Annotated in this window: 6 protein-coding genes; 3 read left to right on the top strand and 3 right to left on the bottom strand. The window is 63.7% G+C overall.

What is annotated here, in order from left to right:
- Positions 1-119 precede the first annotated feature (119 nt).
- Entirely contained in the window at positions 120-1,934 is a 1,815-nt protein-coding gene (locus NP534_RS24655; RefSeq protein ID WP_274100448.1) for an ABC transporter ATP-binding protein/permease, read from the top strand.
- 34 nt (positions 1,935-1,968) lie between these two features.
- Here NP534_RS24655 and NP534_RS24650 read toward each other — a convergent pair whose 3' ends face one another.
- The gene (locus NP534_RS24650; protein ID WP_274100447.1) at positions 1,969-2,673 is read right to left on the bottom strand and encodes an SOS response-associated peptidase family protein; all 705 of its coding nucleotides are present in this window, start codon (positions 2,671-2,673) and stop codon (positions 1,969-1,971) included.
- A gap of 100 nt (positions 2,674-2,773) precedes the next feature.
- On the opposite strand from NP534_RS24650, the gene NP534_RS24645 reads away from it, so the two are divergent.
- On the top strand, positions 2,774-3,202 hold the full coding sequence (locus tag NP534_RS24645; protein ID WP_033696667.1) for a LexA family protein: 429 nt from the start codon (positions 2,774-2,776) through the stop codon (positions 3,200-3,202).
- Between the two features lie 13 nt (positions 3,203-3,215).
- Here NP534_RS24645 and NP534_RS24640 read toward each other — a convergent pair whose 3' ends face one another.
- Positions 3,216-4,418 carry an MFS transporter gene (locus NP534_RS24640; RefSeq protein ID WP_274100446.1) on the bottom strand — a complete coding sequence of 401 codons (1,203 nt, stop codon included), beginning with the start codon at positions 4,416-4,418 and terminating at the stop codon, positions 3,216-3,218.
- A 136-nt stretch (positions 4,419-4,554) separates the two neighbouring features.
- Here NP534_RS24640 and NP534_RS24635 point away from each other — a divergent pair, with 136 nt between their 5' ends.
- Complete coding sequence (locus NP534_RS24635) at positions 4,555-5,853, top strand: Y-family DNA polymerase (protein ID WP_274100445.1); 1,299 nt, start codon at positions 4,555-4,557, stop codon at positions 5,851-5,853.
- Here NP534_RS24635 and NP534_RS24630 read toward each other — a convergent pair.
- A complete protein-coding gene (locus tag NP534_RS24630) occupies positions 5,850-7,106 on the bottom strand; it encodes an arsenic transporter (protein ID WP_274100449.1) in 1,257 nt (418 codons plus the stop codon). The genes NP534_RS24635 and NP534_RS24630 overlap by 4 nt on opposite strands.
- Positions 7,107-7,114 lie beyond the last annotated feature (8 nt).

Raw genomic sequence — 7,114 nt, 5'->3', positions numbered from 1 at the left:
TCCGGCTTGCACTATCTATCGCGCCGCCGGGCACCCGATAATGAAATCTGCGTCATCTATGCCTGATCAATCGCGGGGTAGTGCTACCCTCGCGTAAATACTCAGCATGGATACCCATCATGGAAATGAACTGGCACCAGGCCCTGCAAGAGAGTCTGAGCTGGCTTGCAATTGCCTCGTTCATCACCTTGGTCTGCTTCACCGCAGCCGCCACACTGGCAGTACGTTGCACACGCTGGGGCAGCCAATTCTGGCAGCTTGCCGGGGCATATTTCAGCTTCAGGCGCAGCTGGCGGCCGTTGTTGGTGTTTGCCTTGCTACTGGTGCTGACACTGTTCTCGGTGCGCCTGAACGTGCTGTTCTCGTTCTGGTACAACGGGTTCTACAGCGCCCTGCAAGGCCTCGACCAGAATGCCTTCTGGTACCTCCTTGGGGTATTTGCGGTGCTGGCGACCATTCACGTATTGCGCTCGCTGTTCACGTTCTACGTGACACAGGCTTTCAGCATCCAATGGCGAGTCTGGCTCACCGAGCGGCTGACCCGCGACTGGATGCATGGCGATGCCTATTACCGTAGCCAGTTCCTCGCCGAGCCGGTAGATAACCCTGACCAGCGTATCGAGCTGGACGTAAATGCGTTCGTCACCAACTCGGTGTCGCTTGCGCTCGGCGCGGTCAGCGCGCTGGTCTCGCTGGTGGCCTTCACTGGCATCCTCTGGGGGTTGTCGGCGCCGCTTGAAGTGGCGGGGTACGAGGTACCACGGGCGATGGTCTTTGCCGTGTACCTGTATGTGATCGTCGCCACCTGGATCGCCTTTCGTCTCGGGCGCCCGCTGATTCGCCTGAATTTCCTCAACGAAAAACTCACCGCCAACTTCCGTTACGCCCTGATGCGTCTGCGCGAAAACGCCGAGAACATTGCCTTTTACCAGGGCGCGAAGGTCGAGCGGGGCACGTTGATGGGCCGCTTTGGCGCATTGATCGTCAACGCGTGGGCATTGGTCTTCCGAAACCTCAAGTTCAGCGGCTTCAACCTGGGCATCAGCCAGGTCGCCGTGGTGTTCCCGTTCATCCTCCAGGCGCCGCGCTTCTTCAGTGGCGCGATCAAGCTGGGTGACGTCATGCAGACCTCCCAGGCATTTGGCCAAGTGCAGGATTCGTTGTCTTTCTTCCGCGAGTCCTACGATGCGTTCGCCCAATACCGTGCCACCCTCGATCGTTTGACCGGCTTCCTGGATGCCAACGAGCAGGCCAGTTCACTGCCGCGCGTCAACACCGAGGAACAGGCGCACGCCCTGGATATCACCCGCTTGCAGGTGCTTCGCCCCGATGGCCATCACCTGATCGCCGACCTCGCCCTGAGCCTGCGTGCCGGTCAGGCGCTGTTGATCAAAGGGCCGTCGGGTAGCGGTAAAACCACCTTGTTGCGTGCCCTCGCGGGCCTCTGGCCATACGCCGAAGGTGAGGTGAAACGGCCTGTGGGGCACCAGGCGTTGTTCCTGTCGCAGCGGCCATACCTGCCGTTGGGTGACCTGCGCACCATCATCGCCTACCCCTCGGCCAGCGTGCCCGAGGACGAAGCGCGCATGCAGCAGGCTTTGCGTCAAGTCAACCTGGCCCACCTTGCCGAGCGCCTGGATGTCAGTTGTGACTGGTCGCACATACTCTCGGTCGGTGAACAACAACGCCTGGCGTTTGCCCGCGTGCTGTTCAACCAGCCCCAGGTGGTGTTTCTCGACGAGTCCACCTCGGCAATGGATGAAGGGCTGGAGCATGCGCTGTATGCGCTGTTGCGCAGCGAAATGCCAGACACCTTGCTGGTCAGTGTCGGCCACCGCAGTACCTTGGCGGCGTTCCACACCCACCGCCTGGAAGTGGATGGGCATGGGGGGTGGTCTGTGCAGGAGCAGCACCCGGCGCAGGTTCCGGTTTAGCGACATTGCACACGCGGATAACGGCAAGACGACGTCAGGGCTGGTGCTCGGTATGCTGCATCACGATCAACTCGGCACCGTCGTTGCGCACATTCCCGACGTCCTTGCCCACCGCAAACCACTCGAACGCCTCCACCGGCAGGCATCGCTCCCGCGCCAGGCGTTCGGCTTGTGCGGCCGGCACATCAGCGTCAATCCACGCGCGCGCGTCCGCCGGCCCCAGCACCAGAGGCCGGCGGTCATGGATGTCGACCATTCCCTCATCACTGGCGGCGGTGATGATCACGAAGCCATCGCCCTCGTTGGGCGCCAGCCCCGTGTGCACCTCGGCCAACGCGGCCATGAACATCGGCGCGCGGCTTTTCAGGCGGATGTAGTAGGGCTGCTTGCGCTTGGCATCGTGCGGGTCGGCCACCCATTCGTACCAACCATCCGCCATTACCAAGGCCCGCCCCTGAGGCCACAGGGCCTTGAAGAACTTGCCGGTGGTCACTGTCTCGACCCGCGCATTGATGGGGGCCGGGTGTTTGCGAGTGGCCCAGAAAGGTGCCCAGCCCCAGTGGCAAGGGTCGATGCGCAGGCCGTCCTCGGCATTGTGCAGGATCAGCACCCGGCTGCCGGGGGCAACGTTGTAGCGTCCGATTGGCAGGTTGTCGTAGCCGCTGATCACGTCCTGTTCGGCGTCCAGTTCACGCAGGTAATCGGCCAGGCCCTGATATTGAGCGAAGCGTCCGCACATGGCATGTACCCCCACTTGTCGAAATTTCCTACGCCGAAATTGACCTGATACTCAGCAGGTCGATACTGTATCTATATACAGTTAATTTCAAGGCCGTGCCATGACATCCATCCTGGGCCCCATCACCTGCGGTAGCGGTGTTGTTCCGCGTTATCTGTTCCGTATCCCGGCAGGCTTTCCGTCACCGGCGGCGGATCACATGGAGCAGCCCATCTCGCTGGACGAACTGTTCAACCTGCGCGCCCCGCACATGTATCTGGTCAGGATAGACGGCGACAGCATGCAGGGCGCCGGGATCTTCGACGGCGACCTGGTGCTGGTCGACCGCTCCCTCGAAGCGCGGCATGGCCAGATCGTGATCGCTGCGGTCAATGGCGAGCCGCTGTGCAAGCGGCTGCACCGCATTGGCGGGCAGGTGGCGTTGCGCTCGGAGAATCCGCGTTACCCGCCGAGGTACATCCTCGAAGGCGACGAGTTGACGATCTGGGGCGTGGTGACGTTCAGCGTCCGCAGCCATGACCTGAAATAGCGGCGCAGCCCGTTCAGCGCAGCAGGCCAAGCCCTGCAAGGGTAACCCCGGCACACACTGCGCCGAGCAGAAATGTAGCCTGGAACCCGACCCCGTCCCACATCAGCCCAGCCACTACACTGGCGATCAGCAGCGCAACGCCGGTCAGCAGATGGAACAGGCCGAACGCGGTACCGCGCAGGTTGGCCGGGGCGCTGTCGGCGATCAGCGCGGCAAAGATGCCTTGGGTAAAGCCCAGGTGCAGCCCCCACGCCACCACCCCGAGGGCCAGCCCGGCCCACCCCGGCCACAAGGCCAACAGCAGGTCAGCTGCTACCAGTAGCCCTAGCCCGGTCATCAGCACGCCACGGCGGCCGAGCCTATCCGACAGTACACCGGCGGGGTAGGCCGACAGCGAATAGGCCAGGGCCATCACCACCAGCACCGCCGGCGCCCACTGTGCGGCCAGGCCCATGTCCTGGGCGCGCAGCAGCAAAAAAGCCTCACTGAAGCGCGCCAAGGTAAACACCATGGCCAGCACGATCAGCCGCCAGTAGCCGGCGCCAAGCCGCAGCAGTTCGCGCATGGCCAGGGGGGAGCGCACAGGCCGTGCCGCAGCCGTGGCCTCGGGCTCGTGCACGAACACCACGAGGGTGCCGACCGCCAGCAGGGCAGGGATCACCGCGACCCAGAACACCGTCTGGAAATGGCTGGCCGTAAGCCACATCAACAGGATTGCCAGCAACGGCCCAAGAAAGGCGCCGACCGTGTCCAGGGCCTGGCGCAGGCCGAACGCAGCGCCGCGCAACTCGGGCGGTGTCACATCCGCCACCAGCGCATCCCGCGGCGCACCCCGGATACCCTTGCCGATGCGGTCGACAAAACGCGCCCCGATCAGCCACTCCAGGCCCGAGGCCAAGGGGAACACCGGCTTGGTCAGCGCGCCCAGGCCATAGCCCAGTACTGTCAGCAGCTTGCGCTTGCCCAAGCGGTCGCTCAGCGCGCCGGAAAACACCTTGGTGATCGACGCCGTGGCCTCGGCAATGCCTTCGATAACGCCCACCGCCACCACCGAAGTGCCGAGCACGGTCACCATGTACAGCGGCAGCAGGGCGTGGATCATCTCCGAGGAGATGTCCATGAACATCGACACGATACCCAGCGCCCAGACACTGCGTGGGATCTTCGGCAAGGCCTTGGCGGTGGCCATGTGCTGGGTTTTCTCGACGCTGCGCATCGCTGGCCTCGGCCTTGTGGTTACGTTCGAAACTGTAGGAGCCCTGGCCCAGGATGCAAATCGGATGAGCGGGTAGCAGCATCCGCGCAGCGCTGTGTTTAACTGTATATAAATACAGTATTCGTGTTGCCGCCCGATGAATCCTTCTCCCGTTTTCGCCCTGATCGATTGCAACAGCTTCTACGCCAGTTGCGAGCGTGTGTTCCGCCCTGATCTGTTGCGCACACCCATCGTCGTGCTGAGCAACAACGACGGCTGCATCATCGCCCGCAGCGCCGAGGCCAAGCAGTGGGTGAAGATGGGCCAGCCGTATTATCAGGTGAAGGAGCTGCTGCACCGCCATGGCGTAGTGGCTTTTTCATCCAACTACGCGCTGTACGGTGACATGAGCCAGCGCGTGATGACGGTAATCGAAGGCATGGTCCCGGCACTGGAGGTGTATTCCATCGACGAAGCCTTCGCGGACCTGGCCGGCGTGCCTGGCGACCTCGACTACCTTGGCCGCTGCATCCGTGAGCGGGTGCTCAAGCACACCGGCATCCCCGTGGGCGTTGGCATCGCCGGTACCAAGACCCTGGCCAAGCTGGCCAACCATGCGGCCAAGCGCTGGGCGGTGCATAGCGGTGGGGTGGTCGACCTGCGGGTTGCGTCGCATCGTGAGTGGGTGCTGAAGAAGTGCGACGTGTCAGAGGTCTGGGGCATCGGCAAGCGCCTCACCGCGCACCTGCAGGGCTTGGGCATCCGCACGGCCTGGGACCTGTCCCGCGCCGAGCCGGGTTTGTTGCGCAAGACCTTCAGCGTGGTGGTGGAAAAGACCGCGCGCGAACTGGCCGGCACGCCGTGCCTGCAACTGCAGGACATCGATCCGCCACGCCAGGAAATCTGTTGCAGCCGTATGTTCGGCCAGCGCCTGACCGAACTGGCGCCCATCAAGGAAGCAGTGGCCACCTACGTGATGCGCGCCTCGGAGAAGCTACGTGGCCAGGGCTCACTGGCGAGCAAGATGCGTGTCAGCATCCGTACCGGCATGTTCAACCCGGACGAAGCCAAGTATGCCAATGGCGTGGCGGTGCAGTTGCCATACCCTACCGATGACGTGCGGCTGCTCACGCGCATGGCCCTGGAGGCGGTGGGCCGGGTGTATCGGCAGGGCTTTCGCTACAGCAAGGCAGAGGTGTTGCTGTTGCAGTTGTGCCGGCGCGGGGAGTTCACCGGCGACTTGTTTACGCCGTCGCAGACGCTGCAGACGGAGCGGGTGATGAGCGTGATCGACGGTGTGAATGCGCGCTGGGGCAGGGGCACGCTGCGCAGTGCCGCGGTGCCGGCGGCAGCGCAATGGGCGATGCGGCGGGAGCTGATGAGCGCAGGCTTTACCACACAGGTGGATGGGTTGTGGCGGGTAAACCGCGCGCCCACAGAGCGCCGGTGCACCTAAATACTCAAGCGCACCGCCAACGCCGCCAATGTCACCAGCAACACCGGTACCGTCAGCAGTACCCCGACCTTGAAGTAATACCCCCAGCCAATGCTGACCCCTTTGCGCGCCAGCACATGCAGCCATAACAGCGTGGCCAGGCTGCCGATCGGGGTGATCTTCGGCCCCAGGTCGCAGCCAATGACGTTGGCATAGATCATCGCCTCACGCACGACACCCTGTGCCTCGCTGGCATGGATCGACAGCGCGCCGATCAGCACGCTGGGCAAGTTGTTCATCACCGACGACAACAGCGCAGCAATCAGCCCGGTACCCAGCGACGCAGCCCACACCCCATGCCCGGCCAGCCAGTTCAGCACGCTGGCCAGCGCATCGGTCATGCCGGCATTGCGCAAGCCGTAGACCACCAGGTACATCCCCAGCGAAAACACCACGATCTGCCACGGCGCTTCGCGCAGCACGCGGCGGGTGGCAATCACATGGCCACGGGCAGCTACGGCGAACAGAACAACTGCGCAGGCCGCGGCCACGGCACTGACCGGTATGCCCAAAGGCTCAAGCACGAACAGGCTGGCAAGCAAGGCCAGCAGCACAACCCAACCGACCCGAAAGGTGGCGCGGTCGCGAATGGCCATGGCCGGTGGCTTGAGGTCGGCGGTGGCATAGCGCAGCGGGATGTCGCGGCCGAAGTACAGCCTCAATACCAGCAGGGTCGCCGCTACCGCCACCAGGTTCACCGGGACCATGACCGAGGCATAGGCATTGAACCCGAGGTCGAAGTAATCGGCCGAGACAATGTTCACCAGGTTCGACACCACCAGCGGCAGGCTGGCGGTGTCGGCGATGAAGCCTGCGCCCATGACGAAGGCCAGAGTCGCGGCAGGCGAGAAGCGCAGCGCCAGCAGCATCGACATGACGATCGGGGTGAGGATCAACGCCGCGCCGTCATTGGCGAACAGCGCCGACACGGCCGCACCCAGCAACACCATGAAGGCGAACAGGCGGCGCCCGTCACCCCGCGCCCAGCGCGCCACATGCAGCGCCGCCCACTCGAAGAAGCCGGCCTCGTCCAGCAGCAGGCTGATGATGATGAGGGCGATGAACGTGGCGGTGGCATTCCAGATGATGGCCCAGACCGCAGGGATGTCGTGCAGCGAGACCACCCCGCACAGCAGGGCGAGCACCGCGCCGATGGTGGCGCTCCAGCCCACGCCCAGGCCTTTGGGTTGCCAGATGACCAGGGTGAGGGAGATCGGAAGAG

Origin of the sequence: Pseudomonas sp. 39004 (assembly GCF_028682155.1) — a bacterium.
Lineage (GTDB): Bacteria > Pseudomonadota > Gammaproteobacteria > Pseudomonadales > Pseudomonadaceae > Aquipseudomonas > Aquipseudomonas capeferrum.
This window is presented reverse-complemented; position numbering and strand designations above follow the sequence as displayed.

What these genes read in the sequence shown, in the direction of transcription:
- NP534_RS24655 (WP_274100448.1), top strand. Translation starts at nt 120, where the DNA reads ATGGAAATGAACTGGCACCAGGCCCTGCAAGAGAGTCTGAGCTGGCTT.
- NP534_RS24650 (WP_274100447.1), bottom strand. Translation starts at nt 2,673, where the DNA reads ATGTGCGGACGCTTCGCTCAATATCAGGGCCTGGCCGATTACCTGCGT.
- NP534_RS24645 (WP_033696667.1), top strand. Translation starts at nt 2,774, where the DNA reads ATGACATCCATCCTGGGCCCCATCACCTGCGGTAGCGGTGTTGTTCCG.
- NP534_RS24640 (WP_274100446.1), bottom strand. Translation starts at nt 4,418, where the DNA reads ATGCGCAGCGTCGAGAAAACCCAGCACATGGCCACCGCCAAGGCCTTG.
- NP534_RS24635 (WP_274100445.1), top strand. Translation starts at nt 4,555, where the DNA reads ATGAATCCTTCTCCCGTTTTCGCCCTGATCGATTGCAACAGCTTCTAC.